Below are 25,115 nucleotides of genomic sequence, written 5' to 3'. Positions count from 1 at the left end.
ATGTTTTGCGGTCCCGACTGGCCGAGGCAAAAAGTGGCCCTCTATGCTTGGGTGCGGGAGACGAACCGACGCTACTCTGTCAAAATATTAAGTGTAATTTATATACGTGAGAGAGGGGAGAGATACATTTGATTATAGAAAAAAGGAATGGGCTTTGTTAGAATGAGTAACAATGGTGATATAAGTGCATATATCATTTGATACAATGGGTGGGCGAGGGGCTATATAGAAGGAAGGGTATGCATTGCAGAAGTTGCTGGACAAATACTTTCGTTTAACGGGAAGCCGTACGACGGTTAGGAAAGAAATTTTGGCTGGCACGGTTTCTTTTTTTACGATTGTCTATATTATCGCTGTGAATTCGTCGATTATGTCCGATGCAGGAATTCCCGTAGAAGCAGGAATCATTGCCACGATTTTAACTTCATTCGTTGGCTGCTTTCTTATGGGATTTGGAGCCAATGCGCCTATTGTTCTTGTGCCAGGAATGGGCATAAATGCCCTGTTCTCATATACGCTTGTACAAGGAATGGGATTAACCTGGCAGGAGGCGCTTGCGGCTGTTTTTGTATCCGGCCTGTTGTTGGCGATCATTTCCTTCACTTCGCTTGCGGCAAAGATTGCACAAGCAATTCCGGTATCGCTGAAGGAAGCGATTACAGTAGGTATCGGATTATTTCTCGCCTTTATCGGCTTGCAGAAAGGCGGAATTGTAGTCGCCAGCCAGACTACGTTCGTGGCATTGGGAGATTTCAGCAGTGCATCTGTGCTTTTGACATTGGTAACACTTCTTATTACCGTATTTTTATTTGCTCGTAATGTGCCAGGAAATTTTTTAATCAGCATTCTGCTCGGTACAGCTCTGGCTGCTTTATTCGGACAAATTGATAGCAAGAAGGTGGGGCACGTCGGATTTTCATCTGGCGAATACAGGTCGGTGTTTGGCGCCATGTCATTGGATAATGTTGCGTCTGCGGCGTTCTGGATCGCCTCTTTTTCCTTGGCGCTTGTAGTTGTTTTTGAAAATATCGGTCTTATTCACAGCCAGCTTCGCATGGCGGATAAATCGGAAGCGTTTGATCGAGCCATGCGGACGACTTCTCTTTCTGTCATTGCAAGTGGTTTCTTTGGTACCAGCCCTACAGTAGCTACAGTAGAGAGTGCAGCAGGCATCGCAGCGGGAGGAAAAACAGGGCTTACAGCCATTGTTACCGGTCTGCTGTTTTTGCTGTCTTTCTTTTTTATTCCGGTTATTAGACTGATTCCGGATAGCGCGATTGCCCCTGTCCTTATTATTATTGGCGGGCTTATGATCCAGAGTGTGCGAAACATTGATTTTCAGGATTTTTCTGAGGGGTTTCCCGCGTTTTTAGTGATTGCGCTTATTCCGCTCACATACAGTATCGTAGACGGAATTGCTTTCGGATTTATTATTTATCCGTTATTGAAGCTTGCGCTCGGCAAGGGAAAAGAAGTTACCGTATTGTTTTATTTGATTGCTGGTTTATTTCTGCTTAACTTCATATTTCACGCAATCGGCATATAATGAATAAAAACCTTCCTTGTCGGACCTGATTCCTGCAGGGAAGGTTTTTTTGTGAGATAAAATGAGACAAAGCGAGACAGCGTCTCATTTATTCCCATTATTGAAACGACGAGAAGACAGGAAAGGCTGGTTTGTAAGCGTTGCCAGATTGGCATGAGGTTTGCGTGTATGTAAAAGACAAATCCGCTTAAAGGAGGAGCTTTGCATGAGTATGGCACAGACGCAAAATCATGAACTATCCAAAAGTCAGGCACAGTGGATGTATCAAAAGGCAGTAGAGATTCGCAAGTTCGAAAATCGGGTTCACGACTTGTTTAGTGAAGGCAGGCTTCCGGGGTTTGTACATTTGTATGCAGGAGAAGAAGCGGTAGCGGTTGGGGTATGCGCACATCTAGATGAGAATGATAGTATCACCAGTACCCATCGAGGTCACGGTCATTGTATTGCAAAAGGATGCGAACTTGATGGTATGATGGCAGAATTATTCGGCAAGGCAACAGGATTGTGTAAAGGAAAAGGCGGTTCCATGCATATCGCAGATGTTAGTAAAGGAATGCTTGGGGCGAATGGTATCGTCGGTGGCGGATTTCCGCTTGCATGCGGTTCAGCGTTAACAGCGAAAATTAAACAAACCGGTGCGGTAACCGTCTGCTTCTTTGGCGATGGAGCAAATAATGAAGGCACATTTCATGAAGGTATTAATCTTGCGGCTATTTGGCAGCTTCCTGTCGTATTCGTAGCCGAGAACAATGGTTACGCGGAAGCAACACCGTTTCACTACGCATCCAGTTGCACGAACATTGCCGATAGAGCGGCAGCATACAACATCCCAAGTGTCATCGTGAACGGCAAGGATATGATAGCTGTATACGATGCGGCCAAAGAAGCGGTGGAGCGTGCGCGGCGCGGCGAAGGACCGACCCTTATCGAGTGTAGAACATATCGCAATTACGGCCACTTTGAAGGCGACCAGCAGAAATATAAAGCAGAGGAAGAACGGCGTAACCATCTGAATGAGCAGGATGCCATCACCATGTTCAGGAGCTATTTGCTTGACGCGAATGTAATGAACGAAAGCGAAATGGATAACATTGATCAGCAGGTAGAGGAGGCGGTGGAAAAAGCGATTATGTTTGCTGAACAAAGTCCGTATCCAAGTGAGGACGATTTGTATACCGATGTGTACGTATCCTATTAAATTTTATCAATTTAAAATCGGAGGTGTTTGAATTGGCAAGACAAATTACATTTTCAGAAGCGGTTCGCGAAGCGATGCAAATTGCCATGAGGGAGAACCCGGATGTCATTCTGATGGGGGAAGACATCGCCGGGGGTGCGGATGTAGACCATTTGTTCGAAGATGAAGCGTGGGGCGGCGTTATGGGTGTCACGAAAGGGCTGGCGAAGGAATTCGGCCGCACGCGGGTGCTTGATACGCCCATCAGTGAAGCGGCGTACATTGGTGCTGCGGTAGCCGCTGGCGCTACCGCACTCAGGCCGATTGCCGAGTTGATGTTTAACGACTTTATCGGATGCTGTCTTGACCAGGTGATGAATCAGGGGGCTAAGCTTCGGTATATGTTTGGCGGCAAGGCGCAAGTTCCGATAACGATTCGTACGATGCATGGGGCCGGCTATCGGTCAGCGGCACAGCATTCACAAAGTTTGTACGCTATGTTTACGCATATTCCAGGAATCAAAGTTGTCGTGCCAGCAACGCCGTATGATGCCAAAGGATTATTACTGGCTTCCATCGAGGATAACGACCCCGTTATTTTCTTTGAGGATAAAACGTTATACAACATGAGAGGCGAAGTGCCAGAAGGTAAGTATACCATTCCGCTTGGTCAGGCCGATATTAAACGGGCAGGCAACGATATAACGATTGTTGCTATCGGTAAACAAGTTCATACTGCAATGGAAGCGGCAGAACAACTCTCACGCAGAGGGGTTGAAGTAGAGGTTGTGGACCCGCGAAGCCTCTCTCCGCTTGATGAAGACACAATTCTTGATTCAGTTGCCAAGACAAGTCGTCTCATCGTGATCGATGAAGCAAACCCGCGTTGCAGTGCGGCTACTGATATTTCCGCGCTTGTCGCAGACAAAGGTTTTGATCTATTGGATGCGCCGATTAAGATGATTACCGGTCCACATACGCCCGTTCCATTCTCGCCAGTGCTTGAAGACGCTTACTTGCCAAATTCACAAAAAGTCATCAAGGTCGTATCGGAATTAATTGGCGACGAATCAATTCTTGCAGTATAAAATAAATTTTCTGTATAGTGGGAATTTTCTTGTTTATTATCACCAAAAGATTATATAGAGTGAGGAAGGTGAGAATATGGCAGCGGACGTCATCATGCCAAAGCTTGGCATGGGCATGAAAGAAGGAACCGTCGTAGAATGGAAAAAAGCCGCAGGCGACGAAGTAAATAAAGGTGATGTTGTCGTCGTAATCAGTTCAGAAAAAATCGAAATGGAAGTGGAAGCGCCCGTGGACGGCGTGCTGCTGGAGATTGCGGTGGAAGCTGGAGAAGTAGTGCCCATCGGAACGGCTATTGGACATATCGGTCATTCGGGGGAGCAAGTTGTAAAAGCAGCAACGCCTACCGCATCTTCCGCTCCACAGCAGCTATCAGAACAAGAGACAGAAGAACAGACAAGCAACGTATCCGAAAGTTCATCCTCTATGCCAATCTTACGAAAGGCCGGTGTGAAAATCTCCCCTGTGGCTCGTAAAATAGCGGTTGCAGCTGGCTTGAATATTGAAGGGCTGGCTGGAACGGGACCAGGTGGTCGCATTACGAAAGAAGATGTGGAAAAGGCGATTCAAGAAGGAAAAAATGGTGAAGTGGCTACTGCACAGCAGGTCGTCTCCCTGGAAGCACATCACGAAGATGCCACACAACTTGTGCCAATGACCGGCATGCGCAAAATTATTGCGGAACGGATGCATGAAAGCCTGCGTAATAGCGCTCAGCTTACGATGACTATGCGGGTGGATGTCACAGACCTGCTGGCATTAAAAAAACAGGCGGCAAATCAGGTGGAAAACAGCCGGGAAGCAGGGGATAGGCTGACAGTAACCGATTTTATCGCCCGGGCGGTTGTACGAGCGCTTCAGGAGCATGTACAAATGAATAGTACTTATACTAGGCATGGCATTAAAACGTACAGTCATGTTCATCTAGGAATGGCCGTCGCATTAGAAAACGGATTGGTCGTTCCGGTCATCCGTCATGCGGAGCGGATGTCTGTCCTAGAATTGTCACGCACAATTCGAAATCTTAGTCAGCGGGCCCGAAAGAATCAACTGAATCCGGAGGAGATGTCAGGGTCGACCTTCACAATTACAAATCTCGGTGCTTATCATATCGAGACGTTTACCCCGATTTTAAATCCGCCCGAAACAGGAATTCTAGGTGTGGGCGTGGCACACGATATGCCGGTTTATGTAGGGGATTTGTTACATCGACGAAGCCTTTTGCCATTAAGTCTAACATTTGATCATCAAGTGTTGGACGGCGCTCCCGCTGCCGCATTTCTTCATACGATTAAAGAATATTTGGAGCATCCATACCGGATGCTGCTCTAGGAGCGGGAGGGAGAGAGGTGAATACGATTGCGATCATTGGCGGCGGTCCAGCTGGATACGTCGCAGCGATTACAGCAGCGCGTCAAGGAGCACGCGTTATACTAATCGAAGCAATGGCGCTTGGCGGTACATGCCTGAATGAAGGGTGTATGCCGACCAAGTCATTGTTAGAAAGCACAGAGATGTATGAGCGGGTGAAACGGGCGGCGGATTTTGGCATTGAGATACTGGGTGGAGAGGTACGCATTAATTGGAAACGGATACAGAAATACAAAGATAAAACGGTGAAAAAGCTTGTACTGGGCATTCAATATTTGATGAAAAAAAATCAAATTGAAGTCATACAGGGAATGGCGACTTTTATTAACAATTACAAATTACAGGTGCATACAAAAGAAGGAGTGCAAGACATTGAGGCGGAACGTTATATTATTGCAACCGGCTCCGAACCGATTGCACTTCCATTTGCACCATTCGATGGAGAGTGGATTTTAAACAGCACACATGCTCTTGAGCAGCCATATTTGCCCAAGTCAATCCTCATTGTCGGCGGCGGAGTCATCGGCTGTGAGTTTGCCAGCATATACAGTCGTTTGGGATGCGAAGTAACTATAGTCGAGATGGCTGATTCCATTCTGCCGGGAGAAGACGAGGATATTGCGGCCATACTGGCAAAGCAGCTACAGTCCGATGGAGTCACACTGCATACGGCTGCTGCTGTACAACAACTGGACAAAGCTAAGAAAAGCGTCGTTATTCAAACAAAAGATGAACAGATTGAAGTACAGGCGGAACGTGTACTGGTCGCTGTCGGGCGTAAGCCGCGCATGGCACAGCTCGGGCTGGAGAATACAAGTGTGATATGGACGGAGCGAGGTATTGAGGTTAGTGATAATATGAGCACAAGCGTTCCGCATATTTATGCCTGTGGTGATGTTATAGGTGGTATTCAGCTCGCACACCTTGCTTTCCATGAAGGAGAAGTAGCAGGAGCAAATGCTTGCGGCGGATCGCATCAGGCTCATAGCTATACGATCCCACGCTGTATTTATACTTGGCCGGAAGTGGCGAGCGTCGGATTGACGGAGCGACAAGCCCGCCAGCAATACGGTGATATACGAGTGAGCGAATTTCCGTTTAGTGCAAACGGTAAAGCGCTTATTCTTCAGGAACAAATCGGGAAAGTAAAAGTAATTACGGAGCCGGTATTTCAGGAGATTCTTGGTATCTCGATTGTTGGACCGCGAGCCACAGAGTTGATTGGACAAGGAACATTAATGATACACGGAGAAATGACGGTGGATACGCTGGACGATTTCATCGCTGCCCATCCGACGCTTGCGGAAGCTATTCATGAAGCGGTTCGCGCCGCCAAAGGGGCAGCAGTGCATATATAGCAGACAGTTGTTGCAAACATATTATCGTTTCATCGCTTGAATTTTGATGTTGATTTTTCGAAGTTTTTTATAGATTTTCAGCGCTTGTGAATATGTAACGTCCGGGTCTTTTGTTTATTTTATGCTGGTTCATAAGCATTGTCTTACACGAGAGAAGGTTATCTAACAGCTTTTTTATTGGATTATAAGCAAAGAGCCGGAAGGAATGTGTCCTCCGGCTCTTTTTTCTTATTGATTAAGCCTTGCTGATTTTCTGTGGTTTATTGATAATCCGGCATAAGGTTACGACCCAAGTACGGCTCGATTGTTTCTGATACGGCAAATACGGTATGTGCAAGCTCATTGTTTGCAAAACAATGTTCGCATTGTGATTTGTAAGCGTTTTCTTTTTCGTAGTATTTTAAATGACGACGAATAACTTCATCAGAATACCCGCGTGTACGCTGTTTTTTCATGATGGTGTCCGGATCCGTATGAATACAGATACGAATAACTTTGTCTCCATATAGACGCTTTAAAGCATCGGCGCCATAATGATTGAGGATCAAGTAGATGACCCCGCTTTTTTGTAAATCGTGTTCAATATCGCTTTCTTTGATGCCATACATAATATGATCAAGCTCTATCGTTTCGATGAATACGTCGTTTGCCTTCATTTGCGCAAATTGTTCTGGAGAAACAAAATGATAATCTTGTCCGTCTACTTCAACTGAGCGACGGGGACGGGTAGTATAAGGAATGACTCGCTGCATCCCCAGCGTTTCACCGACCATATCCGCAACTGTCTTACGTCCTGCGCCATAGGGGCCCGTAAAAACGAAAATTCTTTCGTGTGCCTGCAACTCGTACATGGACAACCCTCCTTGTTGAAATAGAGACTTATTTTTATTGTATTTGAAGTTTTTTTGTAATGTCTTGAGTCCTAAGAAGTATATTGTCAAAAAATATAAAATAATTAGATATTATTATATATTAATGTCGAACGAGAGGGTTTGAGATAGAAGCGAAAACTCAGTAAAATAAAATGTACATAAATACTATGTATAAAAACATGCGTGTAAAAGAAGCAAAGGAGGATAGTGAGCATGACAGAAGCAGAGAGCGTAGAGATGCTGGCACAGGCGATTCAGAAGGCGGATCGCATTGTAGTATTGACAGGTGCCGGTATAAGTACCGAATCCGGCATTCCTGATTTTCGTTCAACAGAAGGAATATGGACGGAGGATGTAAGCCGGATGGATATGATGTCTACTTCATATCTGCGTCGTAATCCAGACCGTTTCTGGCCTGCATTCAAAGATATTTTTCGCGTTAAAATTGAAGGAGAAATTAAGCCGAACCGAGGTCATTATTTTCTGGCAGCGTTAGAGGAAACAGGCAAGCACATAACTGTAGTTACGCAAAATGTGGACGGTTTGCATGTGGCGGCGGGAAGCGGCCATGTGCTGGAAATTCATGGCACAATCAAAAAGGCATATTGCCCTTCATGTGTTGAACAGTATGACGTAAGCTACGTTAAAGAGCATGAAGTACCTCGTTGTATTAAACGATTATCCGGTGGGATATGCGGGCAGGTATTACGCCCTGCCGTTGTTCTATTCGGTGATCCGGTGGAAGGGCTGGAAGATGCATTTGCCGCGGTTGAAAACTGCGATTTGTTTTTAACGCTAGGTTCCTCGCTTGAGGTAACGCCTGTGAACTATCTTCCAGGTGCAGCGGCATCAGACGCGGCCAAGATGACAGCAATTATTAACCGCGAACCGACCCAGATGGACAAATATTTTGACATTGTACTACATGCAGAGATTGGACCGACACTGTCGTGTATTGCAAAACGGCTATCAATACACATATAGTATTATAATACTACGTATAAGTAAAAAATCAAATACTTCCAAAAGGAAGGTAAAAAACAATGAGTTTTCATTTTGGTTACCATGATGAATATGAAAAATATTTAATGGAACAGATGCGTGCTGACTTAACTATCCACTCTTATATGATGGAGATGACGATTTTTTTTGCTTGGTTGGGGCGGGTGCATCCTCATATAGAATTGCATGATATCGGTTATTCTACTGTTACCCAATTTATTGAAGAAGAATTAAAAGTCGGTCGGCAAGTATCGACGGTGAATAAAAAAATTTCCGCACTGAAGTCATATTTTCATTTTCTATGGTTGAAAGGCGTCATTGGTCTTGATCCGTGTGCGAAACTAAAACGCCGCCGGGATGAGAAGGAAGAGCAGGCGTTCTATATAACGGATGAAGAACTCGATTTTTTATTTCATACAATCGAGCAGGATGCTGCATCGAAAAACAATGAAGCCCTCTATTTACGTAATATGGCGCTCATTACTGTATTTCTTTGGGGAGGTCTTCGCATTCAGGAAGCGTCTAATTTGCTATGGAATGAAATTGTTTGGCAGGGTGGCAGTGCGATTGTCGGTATTTCGCTTGGGAACCTGCGCCGTATTGTGTTGAATGAACGTGACGCTCGTTATTTACGTGGACACCGAGAAATGTCAGGTGATACAACATTCGTATTCACTTCCCGTCAAGGGGAAAGAATGAGTCCAAGAAGCATGCAGTTTATTTTAAATACGCTTGGTAAGAAAGCCGGTCTGCATATTCATGCGCAAAAATTACGCAATACATTTGTTGTTCATCAGCTGTTCAGTGGGTATAGCAAGGATGAGGTGGCAGATATGCTTGGCATTGAACAGCTTATTCTTCCGGAGCATATTATGGAAGAAGTAGCAGCGCATCGTTAATATACAGTGTAGAAATAACTTTGTTAAAAAAGGCGCTCATTTGAGTGCCTTTTTTGTTGCGGATGGTTTATTGGAAGAAAATAAAATTTTGAGCATTGGAGGAGTTACGATCGTCGTGAGAATTACCACGATAACGATAGGTGTGAAATATTCCTGAGCCAGCAGATGTGATTCTAAACCAATCGCAGCGATAATAAGGGCAACCTCACCGCGTGATACCATGCCGGCGCCAATCGCAAGAGAGGAGCGGCGGGGAAAGCCAGTCATCCGGGCGCCGAGTCCGGACCCTACCAGCTTTGTCAGAATGGCAATAAACGTTAGAATGATAATAAACCATAATTGATTTCCAATTCCTGTGAAGGATACTTCCATACCGATGCTAACGAAGAAAATTGGGACAAAAATTGCGTATGCAATCGGTTCTAACTTATGTTCGACTTCTTCCTTATATGCTGTTTGTGAGATGGCGATACCGGCGGCAAATGCACCGATGATACCCGCAATGCCCAACAATTCAGCATAATAGGCAAATGAAAAACATATGATAAGCGCTGCGCTAATAATGGATTCGGTAACTTTTAAAGGAGCCAGAAGGCGCATGATCCACGGGACTACCTTCCATCCGATGAAGAAAATTGTAATAAAGAACCAAGCCTTTTTCCCGATAACTGCGCCCAGGCTGACATCTTCGCCGCCGAGAAAACTCATAGCGAACGCCAATAAAATGACAACCAGTACATCGTCTACAACTGCGGCACCTAGAATCGTCGTGCTTTCGCGCGTGTGCATTTTACCTAAATCGCGTAATGTTTGTATAGAGATGCTTACAGATGTAGCGCATAGCAGAAGTCCCAGAAAAGTGGAATGTGCCGGTTCCAGCCCTGTTAATTGACCCATCACATATCCGCCGATGAAAGGTAATACGATGCCTCCTATTGCTACGGCTAGTGACGAGTTACGATTGCGGTTCAGTTCCTTAATATCCGTCTCAAGCCCGGCCATGAACATGAGAAGCAGCACACCGATCGTGCTTAATTCATCAATTAGTGTAGTTTTTTCAATCCAGCCAAGTAAAGCAGGACCGATAATAATCCCGATAATTAGTTTTCCGAGGACAGCAGGTTGGCCGAGTCTGACGCTTATATCCCCGGCGAGCTTTGTGCTTAAAAGAATGACAACCAATTCGAAGAAGAATAACATGGATTTTCCTCATTCCTTTTGTGTAATGATTTGTTTGCCGTTTTTCCTATCAGCTTTACGGGTATAAATAAGAAATATATACATAGTACGCAAAGGAGCGATGTGATTTGGCCCGTATCACCGCTGTAGGGACATCGGTCCCACCGCATATTCTCAAGCAAACTGAAATCTGCGAATTTGCGCGCCATCTGTTTGGGGACTCTTTCCGAGACATTAACCGTCTGCTGCCGATTTTTCGTAATGGTCAGGTAGAGACGCGGCATTTTTGTGTTCCGCTGGAATGGTTCGGCGCGAAGCATACGTTCTCCGAAAAAAATGCTTTGTTTCAAAAATGGGCTGTCCGCCTCGGTGTAGAAGCAGTGAAAGATTGCCTAGCGCAGGCCAGGAAAAGCGTTGCAGATATTAATCATATTTTGTTTGTCTCCACGACAGGAATCGCTACTCCAAGCATTGACTCCTGTATCATAAATGAGCTGGGCATGAATCCGCACACGAAACGCACACCTATTTGGGGACTTGGATGCGCGGGTGGTGCAGCAGGACTCTCAAGGGCTGCTGATTATGTAACCGCCTATCCTCATGAGCGTGTCCTTTTAATTGCAGTCGAATGTTGCGGCCTTACCTTCCAGTGTGAAGATAAATCGAAGAGCAATCTGGTGGCCACATCGTTATTTGCTGACGGTGCCGCCGCTGTACTCATTGAGGGTGAGAACACCATACAGGAAAACGGAAAACAGCTACAGGTTATCGATACGATGAGCACGCTTTGGCCGGATACCCGTGATGTTATGGGATGGGAGATTAATGAGAACGGACTAAAGGTCATTTTTTCCCGTGATATTCCGGCGCTTGTCGATCAGCTCCTTAGACCGAATATGACCGAATTCTTTGAACGGAATAGCATGACACAGCGTGATATTCGTCATTTCATTGCACATCCCGGCGGTAAAAAAGTGATTGAAGCGTACAGGGAGATGCTGGGCGTCGAGCCTTTTTATTTTTCCCATGCACTCGACATTCTACGCCGGTTTGGCAATATGTCATCCGTGACTGTTCTTTTCGTATTGCAGGTTTTCCTTAAGCAAGGCATTGCGCCTGGAGAATATGGAATTGTTACCGCGTTAGGGCCGGGTTTTAGCTCGGAGATGTTGCTTGTAAGGGGGTGACTCGCAGTTGTTCGTTTTTTATACCGTTTTTATATTATTGATTGCCCAGCGTTTGCTTGAGCTTCGTGTTGCTAAACGTAATCAGGCGTGGATGGAGGGCCGGGGCGGAGTAGAGATAGGGAAAGAGCATTACATGTGGATAGTTATGCTGCATATCGGTTTTTTTCTGTCATTGTGGATAGAAACGGCCACCCGGGGCTATCCTGTATTAGATTGGTGGCCGTTTATTGCCTGTGTGCTCCTTATTGTACAATTCATTCGCTATTGGGCTATTACGTCGCTTGGCCCCTATTGGAATACACGCATTATTTTTGTGCCGGGTGCCCATGTAGTGAAGCGGGGACCCTACCGGTTTATGCGCCACCCGAATTATATGGCCGTTATCCTGGAACTTGCCCTCATTCCGCTGTTGTTTGAGGCATACGTAACGCTTGGGTTATTCAGCATGTTGAATGCATGGATGCTGCTTTATCGCATACGTGTGGAGGAATGCGGCCTTGCGAAATATACGGATTATGCTTCCGTTATGAGCGATTGTTCCCGTTTTATACCAAAGAATCCTGAAGAAAAATAAGCAAAAGTCTTGCCATTCTCTTTGAAAAGGTATAATGTATTTTTAATATTTAAAAAAGCAAATCAATCGAGGTGGCTGGACAATGAAGTACGCATTTGCACAACGGACTCGCAATTTTGAATCATCCGCAGTACGGGATATCCTCAAAGTGGTCGGCGAGGGGGATATCATCTCATTTGCTGGCGGATTGCCCGATGATGATTTATTCCCGCTTGATGCGGTAGAAGAAGCGTACAAACGTGTATTTGAAGGCGGAAAACATACAATGCAGTACGGTTTAACGGAAGGATATACACCATTGCGTGAAGCGGTGGCAGACCGAATGGCTGTACGCAAACAAATTCGGATGGATGCGGATAACGTTTTGCTGACGACCGGGTCTCAGCAAGCGATCGACTTATTTTCCCGTATTATGCTTAATCCCGGTGATGTGATTCTGACAGAGAATCCTACGTACCTGGCAGCGCTTCAAGTATTCCAATCATACGAAGCCCAAGTGGTGCCGGTCGAATCTGATGAATTCGGCATGTTGCCGGAGGATTTAGAAGAAAAAATGAAATCTCATTTACCTAAATTCGTATATATCGTACCGACATTCTCAAACCCTGTCGGAAAAGTATGGTCGCTTGAGCGCCGTAAACATTTGCTTCATTTAGCAAAAAAATACAATGTCATTATTTTTGAAGACGATCCGTACGGAGAAATTCAATTTGATGAAGCAGCTAATTATACTACGCTTGCATCTCTTGACAACGGAGAGACTGTCCTGTATACGAGCACGTTCTCTAAGACGGTCGTACCAGCGCTACGTACAGGATGGGTAATGGGACCATATCAAATTATTCGAATGATGGCACAGGCGAAACAGGCTGCAGATCTTCATTCCAGCTCCATTGATCAGCAGGCATTGTATTATCTGCTTCGTGACTTTGACTTGAATTCCCATATTGCAACACTGCGTGCTGTATATAAAGAAAGGATGGAAGTGATGCTCGGTCAACTGCAACGGCTTCATCTTCCAGGGCTTGACTATGTGGTGCCGCGGGGAGGCATGTTTTTCTGGGTTGCATTGCACGAAAGCATTAATACGAAAGATTTGTTGCCTAAAGCAGTTGAGAATGGCGTAGCATACGTGCCAGGTTCTCCGTTCTATGTTTGTGAACCAAAGCACAATACATTCCGTTTAAACTTTACACATGCTGTGCCGGAAAAAATCGAGTATGGCATGAACCAGTTGGTTCGTGTATTGGAAGAAGCGTATGAAACCGTTCCGAAAGATAAGGCGACAGTATAAGTAAGGACATAAAAAAAGAGAGCAAACGGGCTCTCTTTTTTTATGATAAAGTCGGTTTTATGCAAAGGGCGTTGGCTTCAACCATTTTACACTTTCTTTTTTCTCTTCATTCACAAGCAATTGAAATACATCAGGTCTTGCATAATGCCCCACTACATCAAAATCCAATTGACTATAAGCGACATCACGGATATCCAGATCGGCGATCAGCATGTCTTCGCGACCGAAAACAGGCTCAACAATATAGTCTCCTAATGGGCCAACAACTGCGCTTCCACCTGAACTCATCTCATGTGGAGAAGAAGCCAGCTCGTCGTAGCAGGCCAGATCATTGGGGTACATATCTTTCGTAACATATTGATTGCACGATAAAACAAAACATCTTCCTTCCACAGCAATATGGCGGATTGTAGACTGCCATACATCCCTAGCATCTGCTGTAGGAGCGATATAAATTTGAACCCCTTTAGCATACATTGCCATTCTGGCTAACGGCATATAATTTTCCCAGCAAATTAACGAACCTATTTTCCCAAAAGGTGTATCGAAAACCGGTAAGGTGCTTCCATCTCCCTCTCCCCAAACGATACGTTCAGAGGCCGTAGGTTTTAGCTTGCGATGCTTTCCGAGCAATGTTCCATCCGGTCCGAAGAATAGTACCGTGCAATATACGGTCCCACCGCTACATTCGTTGTCTCTTTCAATTACGCCGATTACAAGATAGACACCGGCCTGACGAGCTGCTTCCCCTAATCTTTCGGTCGTTTCACTCGGCACAGGAACCGCATTTTCCCAGTAGCGCAGCCAGTCTTTTCTTCCTTCCGGCGCTCGGCTTCCGATCTTTGTTCCGAAGCTAAGCCCCCGGGGATAAGCCGGAATGAAGGCTTCAGGAAATACGACGAGTCTGGCTCCTTTTTCTGCTGCTTGCAGGGTTAATGAAACTGCTTTTTCCGTGCTTGCTTCCCGCTCCATAATAATAGAAGCGGCTTGGACGACAGCTACACGTACATGATGTTGTTGAGTAGTCAATTTGTTTTTCTCCCCTTTTCGGAAAATTCAAATAATAAAAGTCTATATGATAGATGATAAAGTAAATCATGCTTTTTGTATTCATCCAATGCCATTATTTTTATCTCATCCATTTCAAGTATTGGCATGTAAATTGCTTTTATAATTTTAATAAAGCATTTGAAACTATTATTTTGGAGGGAAGATATAATGGAAGCTGTAAATATTAGACCTGCTGCAAAAGAGGACATTCCACAATTGCTTGATGTCATGTACCAGTATATTGTCGATTTTTACAAGTGTCCTCGTCCGGAAGAGGGAGCCCTTGATAAGTTGGTGAATCATTTGCTTGATAATCCATGGGAAGGAAGGCAGTTTGTCGCTGTAACACCATCAGAGAAAATCGTTGGATTCGCTACGCTGTATTTTACTTTTAACACTCTGGAAGCAAAACGGATGGCTTTTCTTTATGATTTATTTGTTGTACCGGATATACAAGGACAGAAGCTTGGCGAAAAGCTTTTTCAAACGTGCCTTTCGTATATTAGAGAGAACGACTATTCACATATGATATGGGAAACAGCTCATGATAACATGGTTGCCCAATCCTTATATGACAAGATGGGGGCACAGAAGGCGGTTTGGCTAAATTACGAAATAAAGTAAATATATGAACATTTGAATGGAATATTCAGAAATACATTATTGCAAGGCCGATTCTTTCAAAAATAGAAAGGGTCGGTTTTTTTATTGGGCTTCAACAATATGCCACAGCTTCATGACCAAATTGTGAAAGATGACTACAGTGTGAAAAATATCACACCCACAGCACGTGAAATTTTTTAGGATGAAAGTAACCAAACGACCATTTACTTACAAAGCCATATGCAAACAAAAAAGGGAAGTGAAAGCATGAACTTTTTTTCACTTGAAAAATCATTTTATTCTCGTGCCAGCATGTATTCCTTCATTGTCATCCTGTTTCTGTTTATCACGATGTTTTTTGGCACAAATCAATTTAAACATATTGATTTGGCGCTTTCCGGCTACATGGTCGCCGCCGCTGTCTGTTTCATCGGCCTTGTTTACCGTATTGTCGCTTTCGCCATGCGTCCTGCAACCCGACGGGTGGACGGACGAAGCCGGAAAAACTTGAAGAATAAAGCAAGGAAACGGCGCACATGGAAAGCTATCACGGTCACGCTGTTCGAAAATATTGTGTTGCAAAAATTCATTTTTAAACGCGGGCTATACCGTGGTATTCAGCACCTGTTGGTCGCCTATGGGTGCATCGGCTCCTTCATTATTACATTCGGTCTTGTTTTCGGGTGGTTTCACTTCGAACTCGTTGACCCGAATCATTACGCTGTATCGGTGCTTGGATTGAAAACATTCGTAATGGATGTGGAAGGCTGGCCTGCTTTTATGATTTATAACGGACTGAACTGGACTGCTGCCATGTGCCTTATCGGGTTATCCATGATGTTCTATCGCCGGATTAAAGACCGCGATCTACAGGTAACGCAGCGCTTTGAATTTGACCTTGTACCGCTGTTCATCCTGCTGGCGGTGACACTCACAGGCCTTGCGCTTACGATGAGTGCCGTGCTGTTTCATGGCACGCTGTATATGACAATTTCGATGATTCATCAACTAACGGTTATTACACTGCTTATTTATTTTCCATTCGGCAAATTGTTTCATTTCCCGCTGCGCCCATTGGCGACTGCGGTACCGCTAAACTACCAAGTAGGGGAGGATATTCCGATGCACAGCTGTAAGCGTTGCGGCACATCGTATGCTGCACAGGAGCAAATCGAAGACGTTGTCAGCATCCTGCAGGATAACAGCTTCGACCTGCAACTTGAGGACGGCAGTTATCTGGCGGAGTATTGCTGGGATTGCCGCCGTAAACTGCGCGCTATGCGCCAGATGAACATGCTGAATCCACGTACGAAAGATCCGTACGCACCAATTGATACGAATACAGGCATCTCAATGCCGGGCTTTAGCAAGAAGAAAGCGTAGGAGGAGACGAATATGGCAACGGAAACGAAAAATTTGCATCGAAAAGGCGAGAGTTTTATCCCGACGCATTGTTCATATTGTGGTATGCAATGTGGCATGAATGTTCGGATTGATGATGCTACAGGACGTGTCGTAGGCATAGAGCCACGCTACGAATGGCCGGTCAATCAAGGTCGTCTTTGCCCGAAAGGTGTAACGGCCTATCAGCAGGTTGAGCATCCGGACCGCATTCTCCGTCCATTAATCAAGAGGGACGGAAAATTTATCGAAGCTTCATGGGAAGAAGCGTATGACCTTATCGAACGAAAATTTAAAGAAATTGCTGCCACGTATGGCAAAGATGCTGTTGGCGTCTATGGTGGCGTATCAATGACGAACGAAAAATGTTACCTCGTCGGTAAATACGCTCGTGTAGGCCTTGGCACGAAGCATATTGACTATAATGGGCGCTACTGCATGTCGTCAGCGGCTGGTGGATTTAATGCCACCTTAGGCATGGATCGTGGCTCCACATTACCTTGGACGGATCTTTTGCATTCGGATTGCTTTTTCCTGGCCGGATCGAATACGGCAGAATGCCATCCAACCAGCATCACTTGGTTTTGGCGGGGCCGCGACCGGGGAGCGAAACTTATTGTTGCCGACCCCCGCGAGACGCCAACCGCTCGCATTGCCGATGTGCATCTGGATCTGAAACCGGGTACCGACTCTGCTCTGGCAAATGGAATTGCACACATTTTGATCAAAGAAGGTTATGTAGATAATGAATACGTTGTGCAACGGGTCAACGGTTTTGAAGACCTGGAAAAAATGGTAGGGAAATTTACGCCTGAATATACCTCCTGGCTTACCGGTGTTGCACAAGAAAAAATCATCAAAGCGGCACACATATACGGGAAGGCAAAAAAATCGGTCGTAATGTTTGCGCGGGGGGTAGAACAGCAGCGCAAAGGCGTGGACAATGTCGGCTCCTACACGAACCTGGCGCTTATCCGTGGTCAAATCGGTAAATTTGCGAGCGGTGTAGCGACATTTACCGGCCAGGGGAACGGACAAGGCGGTCGCGAACATGGACAGAAAGCAGACCTTCTTCCCGGCTATCGCAAACTGACCGATCCGGAAGCTGTGCAGTATATTTCGCAAGTATGGGGGATTGACCCGGCTGAAATGCCGGGACCGGGCGTATCTGCGTATGAAATGCTCGATTCCATTCACCAGGGAACGGTGCGGGCCATGCATGTGATCTGCAGCAATCCGGCAGTATCATCACCGAACGCACACCATGTGTGGAAAGCGCTGGAAAAGCTTGACTTCCTTGTTGTGAATGACTTTTTCCTATCCGAAACAGCAGAGTTCGCCGATGTTGTCCTGCCGACAACTACGTGGGCCGAAGACGAAGGCACCACAACCAATACAGAAGGACGTGTCATTAAAATCAATCAAATCCGTAAGCCAGCAGGAGAATCGAAGCCGGATTGGCGGATTCTCAGTGAAATTGCTACACGCATGGGGCGTGGCAAGTATTTTAAATATGGGAATGCAGAGGAGATTTTTAATGAACTGCGTGTAGCCTCTAGGGGTGGGAAGGCGGACTACTACGGCATCACGTATGAAAAAATCGAGAAGCAGCAAGGTGTATTCTGGCCATGCCCGGACCTTGAGCATCCCGGAACGCCGTACGTGTATCAGGATTCGTTTCCGACGCCGGACGGCAAAGCTAATCTACGTATAGTCGATTGGCAGGAAGCGGGCGAGATTCAAAGCAAAGAGTTCCCGGAAATTTTAACAACCGGGCGTGTGGTGTTCCATTATTTGTCCGGTAACCAGACCCGACGCATTGATTTTCTTATGGAGAAATGTCCGGAGCCATACGCGGAAATGCATCCGGAGATGGCAAGTAAATACAATTTGCAAGATGGCGAAGAGGTAGAACTCGAAACGCGTCGTGCAAAAATGAAATTAAAAGTAAGGTTGACAAAAGCCATCCGCAAGGACACTGTATTTGTGCCGTATCATTGGGGCAAACAATTGTCTGTCAACCAATTGACCAATCCGTGCCTAGACCCGGTTTCCCGTATGCCGGAATTCAAAGTATGCGCGGTACGCCTGAGAAAATCTTGAGGAGTGAACAAGCATGGATCGAGTGCTGTATCTTGAATTTGAACGTTGCATTGGCTGCCGCGCCTGTCAGGCGGCTTGCCGGGAGTGTGGCGGACACGATGCGAAAGAGCGTAATTATGTGGAATATATCGATTTTATGGAAAGTCGGCAGACATTCCCGATGATGTGCATGCACTGCAAAGACCCGGCCTGTGCCAGGGTTTGTCCGGCTAACGCCATTCAGATTACGAAGGACGGCGTGGTGCTTTCCGCGATGGAAGAAAAGTGCATCGGTTGCCGTAACTGTACATTTGGTTGTCCGTTCGGTATTCCAAAGTTCGATTTCGAGAAGAACATCATGTATAAATGTGACATGTGCTATGAACGTACGTCGCAGGACATCTCGCCTATGTGTGCGTCGGTGTGCCCATCGGAAGCAATCCGTTTCATCGGTTTTGAAGAAATGATGGAGCTGCGCCGCAAGCGAGCCCAATCCAATTTGTTGCAAGGCAAAAAGCCAACCGAGCAAAACAAATGGAACTTCGTCCCCGAAACGTTCGGCGTCTATACCGAATAACGGCACGAAACTGGAAGGAGTGTCATGTGCCATGCCTAAACACGAAACTGGAAAACATTCCGAATCCGACCTGCTTCACCTGGTGGATAACGTCAACCGGGAAGAAGATGTTGACTATAATCGCCGAAGTTTTCTCAAGGCGATGTTTGCCGCTGGACTGACGATGTCAGCAGCAACGCTTCCGTTTTCTATCCATGCGTTGGCTGGCAAGAAAAAGGAAGCATTGCCGCAAGTGAAAATCGCTGATGTGAAGGATGTACCGAAGGGCGGATCCGTCGTGTTCAATTATCCGGACGAGAGTCAGCCAGCAGTGCTGGTTCATCTGAACAGCGGAAAGTATAAAGCATACAACAGCAAATGCACACATCTACAGTGCAGCGTTTTCTGGAGCCCTGAGCAGGAAAAGCTTGTCTGTCCGTGTCATCATGGTTTTTTCTCAGTCGAGAATGGCCAGCCGCTGGCAGGTCCTCCGAAACGTGAATTGCCGTTGATTGAGCTGGAGGTAAGAAACGGCGCCATATACGCCATTGGAAGGAAGGTGCGTCATCATGTCTAAGATAGGGAAAGCGTCCCGACCTTCCAGGCCGTACTTCTACGCGATGGTTATCCTGACATTTGTCCAGGCACTGTTGTTGCAGTATGTAGTGGAATTGCATTTTGCGGAGCATGGTGCGCGCATCCCTTGGGTGTCTGGGCTCTCGATGCTTCTAGCTGTTCTTATGATTTATATATATAAACGATGGGCAAAAAAAGAAAAATCCGCTCACCAAAGGAGAAGAGAACAATGAGTAAGAAAGGCCAAACATCTGCTCTTATCATGTCCACACTGGCGATGGTCGTAGCTTTTGCGGTGTGGGCCTCACTTTCGCCACTTGCGTCCCAGCTACAGAAGCTGTTTGAACTGACAGCTACTCAAAAAAGCATTCTCGTCGCTACACCGGTGCTGCTTGGTTCCGTTATGCGTATACCGCTTGGTATTATGACCGATCGGTATGGCGGCAAGAAAATGTATACAATGCTCATGCTTTTCTTGATAATTCCGCTCATTGGTATTAGCTTTGCTAACAGTTATACTGCATATCTGTTCTGGGCCTTCTTCATCGGGATGGCCGGTACGAGTTTTGCGATTGCGATTGCATATGTATCGCGCTGGTATCCGCCGGAAAAACAAGGTACAGTGCTCGGTATCACTGGTATGGGGAACTTCGGGAATGCTGTCGCTGGCTTTGTGATTCCTTCGCTGGCCGTGGCGTTTGGCTTAGGGAGTGTATTCTTGATTCTGGCAGCCGTCGTTCTTATCACAGCAATTGTATTCTGGCTGACAACGGAAGAACTACCAAAGCCGGAACAGACAAAAACATTTGCACAGGCGTTTTCCGTTGTCAAATTCAAAAACACATGGATTTTATCCATTTTCTACTTTTTAACTTTTGGTAGTTTCGTTGCATTCAGTATTTATTTGCCAACGCTACTACAAGATTTATTTGGTATTTCCGCGGTAGATGCAGGGCTTCGTGCCGCCGGATTCGTCGTGATTGCCACGTTGATGCGTCCGATTGGCGGATACCTGGGTGATAAAATCGGTGCAGGACGTGTGCTCACTTATGTGTTTTTGATGATGGTATTGTCCGGTGCACTCGTTTCATTTATGACGGAGAACATGATCGCATTCTCTGTCGGATGCTTAACCATATCGTTTTTAGCCGGTATCGGCAACGGCGCTGTATTTAAGCTGGTCCCGACCTTGTTTCCGGGAAGCACGGGCGCAGTGACCGGATTCGTAGGTGCAGCCGGTGGACTGGGCGGCTTCTTTCCGCCAATTGTGATGGGAACAGTAAAGGACATGACGGATTCCTACTTCCTGGGCTTCTTCTTCTTTGTTGGCTTCGCCATTCTTTGCTTTGTATTGAATAAACGTTTTTTCGACACGAAAAACAATCATTCATTTGTAAAGAAACAAGCACTGTAAGTCATCGAAAAGAATAAAGGAAGCTCTCATAAAGACGTGGGAGCTTCCTTGCGTTCATAGAGGAGGAGAGTATATGCCTTATACTGTTTTTATCCGGGAGCCGGACGCTGATTTTTTTGTTATTACGAATTTGCTGCAAGAGCTGGGATATCATCAGAAAACGCTTAATGATTATTCTTATTTTATCGAACACCGGGAGAATACGGTCCAAGTCGCTATGGATAAGACAGTGACGTTTTATATTAACGAGCAACTTTCGCTTCCCGCCCTGGAAACGGTGCGTCGCATGATTGTTGATGTAAAAAATCGAGCAGGCGGTATGATTTCGGAAACTGATTATCATATCGGCTATTTACAGGATGGTACGAAGACGAGCCTGTTCTGTAACTGGGAGCGCTGGATTAGTTTTCTGCATGCCGCTCGTTTCAACGCAATTCAAGATACGCATGTACGGGTGTACGATACAATGTACAACCAACTTGGAGAAGGCGTTCTGCTTTCCTATGACACTGCTGAAGATGCGGAAGGAATTATACGCATCAGCTCGTGCCGATTGAAGACAGAGGAGGGAACGTGTAAACTTTCGGCCAGTCCGCATGTTATCGTGGAGGCAACCGGGGAATGGATTGAACCAGAGAAAGCGTGAAGATAAAAAGGCGAGACGCACAACATGATACGTCTCGTTTTTTACTTTGAAGCAATTTGCTGTGTAAGCGTATCTTTAATGGGCTTGTCAGAAAAAATGCGCTACAATATAAAATGAAGTCATTAGCGAAGAAGGAGCGAGCAGGATGGAAGGAATTATTCTGGCCGGTGGACACAGTTCTCGTATGGGGCAGCCGAAAGAACTGCTGCTTGTAGAGGGTGTGCCGTTAATCGAACGTACCCGGCGTTTGCTTACCCCGGTAATGGATCGCTGCGTCATCATCTCCAACCATCCAGAGCGGCTGAAAATGATACCGAATGAAGTGCCGATTTATCCTGATGATATCCCGGGACAGGGACCATTGGGCGGTATTGTGACTGCGATGCGTGTTGCAACTTCCGATATTTTGTTCGTCGTCGCATGCGATATGCCAGCATTAGAAGCAGACGTGGTGCTTCAATTATGTGACAGGGCATCCATGCTTGAGAAGGAATACGACATTATTTACCCTGTATGGAGCGGAAGGGCACACCCGTTGTGCGCCCTGTACCATCGACGCGTATGGCCGTTTGCTGAGGCACTTCTTAAGGATGGACGCAGGCGAATGTTCGATTTGATCGATGGCAGGCGCACGTTTGCGTGGGATGCGACGCTGAGCTTTCCAACCGATCCTTTTTGCAATATAAATACTGTACAAGATTATGACGAATTTCAAAAAGGGGAGAGAGTATGAGATTTCATCGTGAGCCGATTCAGGTAGAGGAAGCAAGGGAGCGTGTGCTTGCGTATGCTGAAAAAAATCCGGTTGAAAGGGTTCCTCTGCTCGAGAGCGAAGGCCGTCGTCTGGCTGAACCGATACAGGCTACCAATGATGTGCCTCATTTTCCGAAGTCGCCGTATGATGGATTTGCAGTGCGTGCTGAAGATACAAGCGGCGCCACCCCTGCTATGCCGGTGGAACTGGAGGTTGTAGGGGCCATCGCCTGTGGTGACGAGCCGGCGTTTACAGTTGAGGCCGGACAGGCTGCCCGGATCATGACAGGTGCAGCAATTCCGCAAGGGGCTGACTGCGTTATCATGTTTGAGATGACAACGGAGAATGAAGAGCGGGTGGAGCGTTATGTTGGCGTGAAGAAAGAGATGGAGCCAGGAGAAAATATTATTCAGCTTGGCGAAGAGAAGAAAGCGGGAGATTTGCTTATCGAAGCCGGGAAGCGGATTGGACCTGGAGAGATGGCAATACTTGCAACGTTTGGCTATGCAGAAGTTCCGGTATACCGCTTGCCCAGAATTGGTATTCTTGCGACAGGTTCAGAACTTCTCATGCCGGAAGAGCCGCTTCGCTATGGGAAAATCCGCAACAGTAACAGCTATATGACTGCAAGCCAGGTGCGCCAGGCAGGGGGAGTACCTATTTTATACGGCAATCTTGAAGACGACCCTGATAAGGCAGTAGAGCGCATTCTCATGATCCTTGAGGAAACAGATATGCTCATTACATCAGGCGGTGTTTCGGTTGGAGATTTCGATATTATGGTAGAAGTGTTCAATCGGCTCGATGCGCAATTGCTGTTTAATAAAATCGCGATGCGTCCGGGGAGTGTTACATCGGCAGCGCGCTATAACGATCAATTTATTTTCGGATTATCCGGCAACCCGGGGGCTTGTTTCGTAGGATTCGAGCTGTTTGTTCGTCCGCTTCTGGCAGCGATGCAAGGCAAGCCAGAAGTGCATTTGCCAGAGACGAAAGCCATATTAGGTGTAGATATGAAGAAACCGTCTCCATTCGATCGATTCGTCCGCAGTTCATGGGCTATCGAAGATGGACGAGTTGTTGTTTATCCGGTTGGACGGGACAAGTCGGGTGTTGTGACGAATATTACAGACGCGAACTGCCTAATGCGCATCCCGCCGGGAGGAAGCGGAGCTGCCAAAGGTGAAGAGGTTACGATTTTACAGCTTCCGTATAATGTCGGAGAATAAATATAGGAGAGAGAAATATGTCACAGGAAGACAGGCATCCGCCTGTACTGCAAGTCGTAGGCTATTCTAATAGTGGCAAGACGACACTCATTACTAAACTTCTCGTTTATTTGAGCGCACAGGGGTATCGAATCGGCACGATTAAACATGATGCACACGATTTTGAGGTTGACAAACCGGGCAAAGATACATGGAGGCATCGGGAAGCAGGAGCTTCGCTCGTCTCAATTACATCAGCGCAAAAAACGGCTATTATGATACAGGAATATCGCACGATTGAAGAGCTGCTCCCCCTTTACAAAGATATGGATATTGTTCTGATCGAAGGATATAAGTTTGCAGATTATCCGAAAATCGTTGTACTTCGTCATTCAGAACATGTCGAACTTATGGAGAATGTTACATCTGTGCTGGCGGTTGCAACCTGGGAGCGACTTGAGAAAATCGGGCATCCACAATATGATGTCAATGATATCGAGGGCATCGCTGGTATCTTGCTGGCGCATCTTAAAGGAGAGACACAATGAAATTGTTTGAAGTGATTGAAGAAGTGATTCCAGTTGAGCAGGTGATGAATAAAGTTATCCATCCCAACTGCGGAGCTGTCAATTTGTTCGTGGGTACGGTGCGGGAATTAACAAAAGGGAAACGGACACTGTATTTAGAATATGCTGCTTACAAGGAGATGGCGGAAAGCCAATTAGCGCGTATTGGTCAGGAGATTCAGGAGAAGTGCCCGGATGCACGCGTGGCTATTACCCATCGCATCGGACGGCTTGAGATTAGCGATATTGCTGTCGTCATCGCGGTCGCTACGCCACATCGTGCAGACTCGTACGAATATTCGCGTTATGCAATTGAGCGAATTAAAGAGATTGTACCGATTTGGAAAAAAGAACATTGGGAAGATGGCGAAGCGTGGATAGGCGATCAGAAAGAGACGAGAGTGTATCCAACCGGAAAGCCGGAGATGGGAGGACACGAATTATGATTACGATTAAACTTTTTGCGGCCATGGCGGAGGAAGCTGACGAAGAGACGATCAAGCTGCCCTGGACGGAAGGAATGTCGACAGCGGATGTGAAGCGATGGCTCGGAGAACGATATCCGATGCTTGCACCGCATATTCCTTCCGCCATGGTGGCGATCAATCAAGAATTCGCTAACATAGAAGAAATGCTGCGGGATGGAGATGAAGTGGCGTTTCTGCCTCCGGTAAGCGGGGGATAAGAAATTAGGAAAGATCCGGGAAAACGTAT

Annotated in this window: 26 protein-coding genes; 23 read left to right on the top strand and 3 right to left on the bottom strand. The window is 46.2% G+C overall.

The window, feature by feature from the left end; translation table 11 throughout:
• Window positions 1–244 precede the first annotated feature (244 nt).
• From HMPREF0083_RS07715 to lpdA, 5 genes are all read left to right on the top strand, one after another.
• The gene (locus tag HMPREF0083_RS07715; protein WP_021620641.1) at window positions 245–1,546 is read left to right on the top strand and encodes an NCS2 family permease; all 1,302 of its coding nucleotides are present in this window, start codon (window positions 245–247) and stop codon (window positions 1,544–1,546) included.
• Between the two features lie 205 nt (window positions 1,547–1,751).
• On the top strand, window positions 1,752–2,744 hold the full coding sequence (locus HMPREF0083_RS07710; RefSeq protein WP_021620640.1) for a thiamine pyrophosphate-dependent dehydrogenase E1 component subunit alpha: 993 nt from the start codon (window positions 1,752–1,754) through the stop codon (window positions 2,742–2,744).
• A 32-nt stretch (window positions 2,745–2,776) separates the two neighbouring features.
• The gene (locus HMPREF0083_RS07705; RefSeq protein ID WP_040301935.1) at window positions 2,777–3,811 is read left to right on the top strand and encodes an alpha-ketoacid dehydrogenase subunit beta; all 1,035 of its coding nucleotides are present in this window, start codon (window positions 2,777–2,779) and stop codon (window positions 3,809–3,811) included.
• 76 nt (window positions 3,812–3,887) lie between these two features.
• Window positions 3,888–5,141, top strand: a complete 1,254-nt coding sequence (locus tag HMPREF0083_RS07700) for a dihydrolipoamide acetyltransferase family protein (protein WP_021620638.1) — start codon at window positions 3,888–3,890, stop codon at window positions 5,139–5,141.
• A gap of 17 nt (window positions 5,142–5,158) precedes the next feature.
• The gene (gene lpdA, locus HMPREF0083_RS07695) at window positions 5,159–6,538 is read left to right on the top strand and encodes a dihydrolipoyl dehydrogenase (protein WP_021620637.1); all 1,380 of its coding nucleotides are present in this window, start codon (window positions 5,159–5,161) and stop codon (window positions 6,536–6,538) included.
• A 260-nt stretch (window positions 6,539–6,798) separates the two neighbouring features.
• On the opposite strand, the gene HMPREF0083_RS07690 is transcribed toward lpdA, so the two are convergent.
• Entirely contained in the window at window positions 6,799–7,389 is a 591-nt protein-coding gene (locus HMPREF0083_RS07690; protein WP_040301933.1) for a guanylate kinase, read from the bottom strand.
• A 234-nt stretch (window positions 7,390–7,623) separates the two neighbouring features.
• Here HMPREF0083_RS07690 and HMPREF0083_RS07685 point away from each other — a divergent pair, with 234 nt between their 5' ends.
• Together HMPREF0083_RS07685 and HMPREF0083_RS07680 are read left to right on the top strand one after the other, a co-directional pair.
• Complete coding sequence (locus tag HMPREF0083_RS07685; protein WP_021620635.1) at window positions 7,624–8,394, top strand: NAD-dependent protein deacylase; 771 nt, start codon at window positions 7,624–7,626, stop codon at window positions 8,392–8,394.
• Between the two features lie 59 nt (window positions 8,395–8,453).
• Window positions 8,454–9,311, top strand: a complete 858-nt coding sequence (locus HMPREF0083_RS07680; RefSeq protein ID WP_021620634.1) for a tyrosine-type recombinase/integrase — start codon at window positions 8,454–8,456, stop codon at window positions 9,309–9,311.
• A 36-nt stretch (window positions 9,312–9,347) separates the two neighbouring features.
• On the opposite strand, the gene HMPREF0083_RS07675 is transcribed toward HMPREF0083_RS07680, so the two are convergent.
• Complete coding sequence (locus tag HMPREF0083_RS07675) at window positions 9,348–10,511, bottom strand: cation:proton antiporter (RefSeq protein ID WP_021620633.1); 1,164 nt, start codon at window positions 10,509–10,511, stop codon at window positions 9,348–9,350.
• Window positions 10,512–10,618: 107 nt separating this feature from the next.
• On the opposite strand from HMPREF0083_RS07675, the gene HMPREF0083_RS07670 reads away from it, so the two are divergent.
• From HMPREF0083_RS07670 to HMPREF0083_RS07660, 3 genes are all read left to right on the top strand, one after another.
• Window positions 10,619–11,677, top strand: coding sequence for a type III polyketide synthase (locus tag HMPREF0083_RS07670; protein ID WP_021620632.1), 1,059 nt, complete (start codon window positions 10,619–10,621; stop codon window positions 11,675–11,677).
• A 7-nt stretch (window positions 11,678–11,684) separates the two neighbouring features.
• Window positions 11,685–12,251, top strand: coding sequence for an isoprenylcysteine carboxyl methyltransferase family protein (locus tag HMPREF0083_RS07665; RefSeq protein WP_021620631.1), 567 nt, complete (start codon window positions 11,685–11,687; stop codon window positions 12,249–12,251).
• 82 nt (window positions 12,252–12,333) lie between these two features.
• Window positions 12,334–13,545 carry an aminotransferase-like domain-containing protein gene (locus HMPREF0083_RS07660; protein ID WP_021620630.1) on the top strand — a complete coding sequence of 404 codons (1,212 nt, stop codon included), beginning with the start codon at window positions 12,334–12,336 and terminating at the stop codon, window positions 13,543–13,545.
• A gap of 57 nt (window positions 13,546–13,602) precedes the next feature.
• Here the strand turns inward: HMPREF0083_RS07660 and HMPREF0083_RS07655 are convergent, their stop codons facing one another.
• A complete protein-coding gene (locus tag HMPREF0083_RS07655; protein ID WP_021620629.1) occupies window positions 13,603–14,574 on the bottom strand; it encodes a carbon-nitrogen hydrolase family protein in 972 nt (323 codons plus the stop codon).
• A gap of 189 nt (window positions 14,575–14,763) precedes the next feature.
• On the opposite strand from HMPREF0083_RS07655, the gene HMPREF0083_RS07650 reads away from it, so the two are divergent.
• The 13 genes from HMPREF0083_RS07650 to HMPREF0083_RS07590 all read left to right on the top strand — a co-directional run bounded on the left by HMPREF0083_RS07650 (window position 14,764) and on the right by HMPREF0083_RS07590 (window position 25,086).
• Window positions 14,764–15,219 (top strand): GNAT family N-acetyltransferase, encoded by a 456-nt coding sequence (locus HMPREF0083_RS07650; RefSeq protein ID WP_021620627.1) that lies wholly within the window; start codon window positions 14,764–14,766, stop codon window positions 15,217–15,219.
• Between the two features lie 246 nt (window positions 15,220–15,465).
• Window positions 15,466–16,581 (top strand): MFS transporter, encoded by a 1,116-nt coding sequence (locus tag HMPREF0083_RS07645; RefSeq protein ID WP_040301930.1) that lies wholly within the window; start codon window positions 15,466–15,468, stop codon window positions 16,579–16,581.
• Window positions 16,582–16,593: 12 nt separating this feature from the next.
• The gene (gene fdhF / locus HMPREF0083_RS07640) at window positions 16,594–18,702 is read left to right on the top strand and encodes a formate dehydrogenase subunit alpha (RefSeq protein ID WP_040301929.1); all 2,109 of its coding nucleotides are present in this window, start codon (window positions 16,594–16,596) and stop codon (window positions 18,700–18,702) included.
• Window positions 18,703–18,715: 13 nt separating this feature from the next.
• A complete protein-coding gene (locus HMPREF0083_RS07635; protein WP_021620624.1) occupies window positions 18,716–19,258 on the top strand; it encodes a 4Fe-4S dicluster domain-containing protein in 543 nt (180 codons plus the stop codon).
• Between the two features lie 31 nt (window positions 19,259–19,289).
• Window positions 19,290–19,814, top strand: a complete 525-nt coding sequence (locus HMPREF0083_RS07630; RefSeq protein ID WP_021620623.1) for a Rieske 2Fe-2S domain-containing protein — start codon at window positions 19,290–19,292, stop codon at window positions 19,812–19,814.
• Window positions 19,807–20,046, top strand: a complete 240-nt coding sequence (locus HMPREF0083_RS07625; protein WP_021620622.1) for a hypothetical protein — start codon at window positions 19,807–19,809, stop codon at window positions 20,044–20,046. Before HMPREF0083_RS07630 ends, HMPREF0083_RS07625 begins: the two co-directional genes overlap by 8 nt.
• Window positions 20,043–21,227, top strand: coding sequence for an MFS transporter (locus HMPREF0083_RS07620; protein ID WP_021620621.1), 1,185 nt, complete (start codon window positions 20,043–20,045; stop codon window positions 21,225–21,227). Before HMPREF0083_RS07625 ends, HMPREF0083_RS07620 begins: the two co-directional genes overlap by 4 nt.
• A 73-nt stretch (window positions 21,228–21,300) precedes the next feature.
• On the top strand, window positions 21,301–21,873 hold the full coding sequence (locus tag HMPREF0083_RS07615) for a hypothetical protein (protein WP_021620620.1): 573 nt from the start codon (window positions 21,301–21,303) through the stop codon (window positions 21,871–21,873).
• A gap of 145 nt (window positions 21,874–22,018) precedes the next feature.
• Window positions 22,019–22,606: a molybdenum cofactor guanylyltransferase gene (gene mobA / locus HMPREF0083_RS07610; RefSeq protein ID WP_021620619.1), complete on the top strand. Its 588-nt coding sequence runs from the start codon at window positions 22,019–22,021 to the stop codon at window positions 22,604–22,606.
• Window positions 22,603–23,856 (top strand): molybdopterin molybdotransferase MoeA, encoded by a 1,254-nt coding sequence (locus HMPREF0083_RS07605; RefSeq protein ID WP_021620618.1) that lies wholly within the window; start codon window positions 22,603–22,605, stop codon window positions 23,854–23,856. The genes mobA and HMPREF0083_RS07605 overlap by 4 nt, the downstream gene beginning before the upstream one ends.
• Window positions 23,857–23,873: 17 nt before the next feature.
• The gene (gene mobB, locus HMPREF0083_RS07600; protein ID WP_021620617.1) at window positions 23,874–24,383 is read left to right on the top strand and encodes a molybdopterin-guanine dinucleotide biosynthesis protein B; all 510 of its coding nucleotides are present in this window, start codon (window positions 23,874–23,876) and stop codon (window positions 24,381–24,383) included.
• A complete protein-coding gene (locus HMPREF0083_RS07595) occupies window positions 24,380–24,847 on the top strand; it encodes a molybdenum cofactor biosynthesis protein MoaE (protein WP_021620616.1) in 468 nt (155 codons plus the stop codon). The genes mobB and HMPREF0083_RS07595 overlap by 4 nt, the downstream gene beginning before the upstream one ends.
• Window positions 24,844–25,086 carry a MoaD/ThiS family protein gene (locus tag HMPREF0083_RS07590; protein WP_021620615.1) on the top strand — a complete coding sequence of 81 codons (243 nt, stop codon included), beginning with the start codon at window positions 24,844–24,846 and terminating at the stop codon, window positions 25,084–25,086. The genes HMPREF0083_RS07595 and HMPREF0083_RS07590 overlap by 4 nt, the downstream gene beginning before the upstream one ends.
• Window positions 25,087–25,115: the final 29 nt, after the last annotated feature.

The sequence above is a fragment of the Aneurinibacillus aneurinilyticus ATCC 12856 genome, assembly GCF_000466385.1.
Lineage (GTDB): Bacteria > Bacillota > Bacilli > Aneurinibacillales > Aneurinibacillaceae > Aneurinibacillus > Aneurinibacillus aneurinilyticus.
This window is presented reverse-complemented; position numbering and strand designations above follow the sequence as displayed.

Bases quoted from the DNA above. Each gene is read 5' to 3' on its own strand.
- HMPREF0083_RS07710 (WP_021620640.1), top strand. From the start codon at position 1,752: ATGAGTATGGCACAGACGCAAAATCATGAACTATCCAAAAGTCAGGCA.
- HMPREF0083_RS07700 (WP_021620638.1), top strand. From the start codon at position 3,888: ATGGCAGCGGACGTCATCATGCCAAAGCTTGGCATGGGCATGAAAGAA.
- HMPREF0083_RS07690 (WP_040301933.1), bottom strand. From the start codon at position 7,389: ATGTACGAGTTGCAGGCACACGAAAGAATTTTCGTTTTTACGGGCCCC.
- HMPREF0083_RS07685 (WP_021620635.1), top strand. From the start codon at position 7,624: ATGACAGAAGCAGAGAGCGTAGAGATGCTGGCACAGGCGATTCAGAAG.
- HMPREF0083_RS07680 (WP_021620634.1), top strand. From the start codon at position 8,454: ATGAGTTTTCATTTTGGTTACCATGATGAATATGAAAAATATTTAATG.
- HMPREF0083_RS07675 (WP_021620633.1), bottom strand. From the start codon at position 10,511: ATGTTATTCTTCTTCGAATTGGTTGTCATTCTTTTAAGCACAAAGCTC.
- HMPREF0083_RS07660 (WP_021620630.1), top strand. From the start codon at position 12,334: ATGAAGTACGCATTTGCACAACGGACTCGCAATTTTGAATCATCCGCA.
- HMPREF0083_RS07650 (WP_021620627.1), top strand. From the start codon at position 14,764: ATGGAAGCTGTAAATATTAGACCTGCTGCAAAAGAGGACATTCCACAA.
- HMPREF0083_RS07645 (WP_040301930.1), top strand. From the start codon at position 15,466: ATGAACTTTTTTTCACTTGAAAAATCATTTTATTCTCGTGCCAGCATG.
- fdhF (WP_040301929.1), top strand. From the start codon at position 16,594: ATGGCAACGGAAACGAAAAATTTGCATCGAAAAGGCGAGAGTTTTATC.
- HMPREF0083_RS07635 (WP_021620624.1), top strand. From the start codon at position 18,716: ATGGATCGAGTGCTGTATCTTGAATTTGAACGTTGCATTGGCTGCCGC.
- HMPREF0083_RS07630 (WP_021620623.1), top strand. From the start codon at position 19,290: ATGCCTAAACACGAAACTGGAAAACATTCCGAATCCGACCTGCTTCAC.
- HMPREF0083_RS07625 (WP_021620622.1), top strand. From the start codon at position 19,807: ATGTCTAAGATAGGGAAAGCGTCCCGACCTTCCAGGCCGTACTTCTAC.
- HMPREF0083_RS07620 (WP_021620621.1), top strand. From the start codon at position 20,043: ATGAGTAAGAAAGGCCAAACATCTGCTCTTATCATGTCCACACTGGCG.
- HMPREF0083_RS07615 (WP_021620620.1), top strand. From the start codon at position 21,301: ATGCCTTATACTGTTTTTATCCGGGAGCCGGACGCTGATTTTTTTGTT.
- mobA (WP_021620619.1), top strand. From the start codon at position 22,019: ATGGAAGGAATTATTCTGGCCGGTGGACACAGTTCTCGTATGGGGCAG.
- HMPREF0083_RS07605 (WP_021620618.1), top strand. From the start codon at position 22,603: ATGAGATTTCATCGTGAGCCGATTCAGGTAGAGGAAGCAAGGGAGCGT.
- mobB (WP_021620617.1), top strand. From the start codon at position 23,874: ATGTCACAGGAAGACAGGCATCCGCCTGTACTGCAAGTCGTAGGCTAT.
- HMPREF0083_RS07595 (WP_021620616.1), top strand. From the start codon at position 24,380: ATGAAATTGTTTGAAGTGATTGAAGAAGTGATTCCAGTTGAGCAGGTG.
- HMPREF0083_RS07590 (WP_021620615.1), top strand. From the start codon at position 24,844: ATGATTACGATTAAACTTTTTGCGGCCATGGCGGAGGAAGCTGACGAA.